Raw genomic sequence first — 2505 nt, forward strand, 5'->3', positions numbered from 1 at the left:
TCCTTGGCTGCCATGATCTTGCGCAGTCCGCTCAGGCGGCGTTCGAACTCTGCGTCCGAGAAGGTCAGCTGCTGCTTGGTTCCGTTGTGCAGGGTCTTGAGTCGCTCAAGCTCGGAGATGCTGCTTACTGCTGCCGATGAAGTGGCCATGGGAAACTCCTTTGTTGTTACGTTTTTCATTAATTTTGGGGAAGAAAGTTGAGAGCGCCTATGCCAGGGGCTTCTTGCTGGTTTCGGCAGAGAAGGCAACGGCGACCAAGGAGACTATTGCTGCGGCCATCAGGTACCAGCCGGGGGCCAAGTCGCTCTGTGTTGACGCGATCAGGACAGTTGCCACGAACGGTGCGGTACCGCCGAAGATCGCGTTGGAGAGGTTGAAGCTGACGGCAAATCCGGAGTAGCGAACCCTGGTGGGGAACATCTCTGCCAAGTAGCTGGGCAGGGTCCCGTCGTTGAGACTGAGCATCCCACCGAGAAGAATCTGAACCAGAATGATAAGCAGGAAGTTTCCCGTATCCATCAACATGAATAGCGGAACAGTCAGCACCACGAAGAGGATCGATGCAGTCATCAGGATCCGTTTGCGCCCAAACTTGTCCGAGAGCATGCCCACCACGAAGATGAAGCCGATGTAGGTGGTCAACGCCACCGTTGTGGCCACATATGCCGAGGTTTCGCTGAGCTCAACGGTCTTGACCAAGTAAGTCGGCATGTAGCTGAGGATCAGGTAGAAGCCAACCGCGTTGAGCAACACCGCCCCCACAGCCTGGATAAGCTGACGCCAGTGGTTCTGGAAGAGGGAGCTGACAGGGGCCTTGACTGCTTCATCCTCGGCAGCGAGTTCCTTGAATACCGGGGAGTCTTCAAGCTTGGTTCGGATGTAACGGCCGATCAGTCCCATGGGTGCGGCCAGGAGGAACGGAAGCCGCCAGCCCCAAGATTGCATCTGGTCTGTATCTAAGAGGCCGGTCAGCAATGCTGCCATCAAGGAACCCAACAGCAGGCCGGTGGCCGTGCTGGCGGGAACCACTGCGGCAAAGAGGCCGCGACGGTTAGCCGGGGCATACTCCACCAAGAAAGCCGAAGCACCCGCATACTCTCCTGACGCCGAGAACCCTTGGACCACTCGGACAATCAGTAACAGGATCGGAGCCCAGATGCCGATGGTTGCATACGAGGGGATCAAGGCAATACAAAAGGTGGCACCGGACATGATCAGGATCGACCAAGACAATGCAGTGCGTCGTCCGATCTTGTCACCTAAGTGACCCCAGATGAAACCGCCCAGCGGGCGGACGAAGAAGGACACCGCGAAGAGCGCGAAGGTCAGCATTAGTCCGGTTGCTGGATCTGATTCAGGGAAAAAGACAGCCGTGATCGTGATGGCCAGGTAGCCGTATACCGCATAATCGAACCACTCCACGAAGTTGCCGATAAAGCTTGCTGCCACGACCTTTTTACGGGTGTTGCTTCCGATCCCTGCAGGATCGGGGCGATCTTGGCCGCTAAGTGTCGGCCCTAGGCCGCTGGATGGAACTTTGGAGCTCACGTTCGATACTGAATGCTTGGCGTCACCATTGCCTGCCGCTGTGCTTTTGCCCTGAGTCATTCGATTTACCACCTACGGGAAGGAGTAGTTGCGATTATTGCAACACTGTTGCACCAGTATGCTCATGTGACGACCCTCACGTCAACACTTTTTGTAAAGAATCGCTATCGACCATTCACAATCAGAAAAGATCTGCACTCGATGCTTTTCGTAAACCCTAGTCAAAGTATGAATAATGAAAATCTGGCGCCCCCAAAGGCCTAACACGCTAGAACGCGCAACAGGTCCAGCTCCCCGTCGAAGTTCGAGTTTCAGCTCAAAGTCTCCAGGTGCCCGAACTGACTGAATGCAACGGATCGCAGGGAGCTTGTCGCCCTTAGACAGTCCAGGCATCTACTCCACCGGGTGCCAGAGGTGGTTCCGTTTCGAAGGGGGAAACGTGGCGGCCTCACTGCCGGCCAGCATTCAGGAGTTAACCGATTTCACCCGTTAATGCTCGATAGACGGCCCTTACGCCACGTGGGGCGGCGGTGAAAAGCCGCTCCCATTCACGTTGCCAAGATCGATCCACCGGCGTTCGGAGCCTGACGCTCTTGGCGCTTATGGCTATGCGCTTCTAAGCCTGGATGATCTCGAAGCATCCCTGAAACGTACCGTCCAGGCAGGGCATGCAATCCGGACACCTGCTCGGATTCAATCGTTTCTTGAGCCGTTCCGCGCTGAAATGATGGCCCACGCCAGAACGTTCATGCCAGGTCCGACCCCACTCATCTGCTTGTCACGCACCGCACTGCGTACATCGTTTTTGAGATCATTCTGGCGTACCGAGGTACCCTCAACATGTAGTGCAGTGTTTGCTGCCGAACAATACGACGCCGCTGCAAACAGGCCGGTGATCGCTACTCTGCACCCCTCGTTGCGAGACTGGAGAAGAAGGAGGAGAACCTTCCCCGGCAC

2 protein-coding genes and 1 pseudogene are annotated in these 2505 nt (G+C 56.1%); all 3 read right to left on the bottom strand.

Features of this window, described 5'->3' with window-relative positions; all coding sequences use genetic code 11:
- Positions 1-149: pseudogene (locus tag ABEA12_RS15115) on the bottom strand (creatininase); the annotation flags it as partial.
- A 58-nt stretch (positions 150-207) separates the two neighbouring features.
- On the bottom strand, positions 208-1608 hold the full coding sequence (locus tag ABEA12_RS15120; RefSeq protein WP_210101887.1) for an MFS transporter: 1401 nt from the start codon (positions 1606-1608) through the stop codon (positions 208-210).
- Between the two features lie 633 nt (positions 1609-2241).
- Positions 2242-2505, bottom strand: a 264-nt coding sequence (locus ABEA12_RS15125; RefSeq protein ID WP_345468825.1) for a hypothetical protein, incomplete at its 5' end; no start/stop codon positions are given.

The organism is Paeniglutamicibacter antarcticus (genome assembly GCF_039544305.1).
Classification (GTDB): domain Bacteria; phylum Actinomycetota; class Actinomycetes; order Actinomycetales; family Micrococcaceae; genus Paeniglutamicibacter; species Paeniglutamicibacter antarcticus_C.

Coding starts and splice junctions, on each gene's coding strand:
- ABEA12_RS15120 (WP_210101887.1), bottom strand. CDS start 1,608: ATGACTCAGGGCAAAAGCACAGCGGCAGGCAATGGTGACGCCAAGCAT.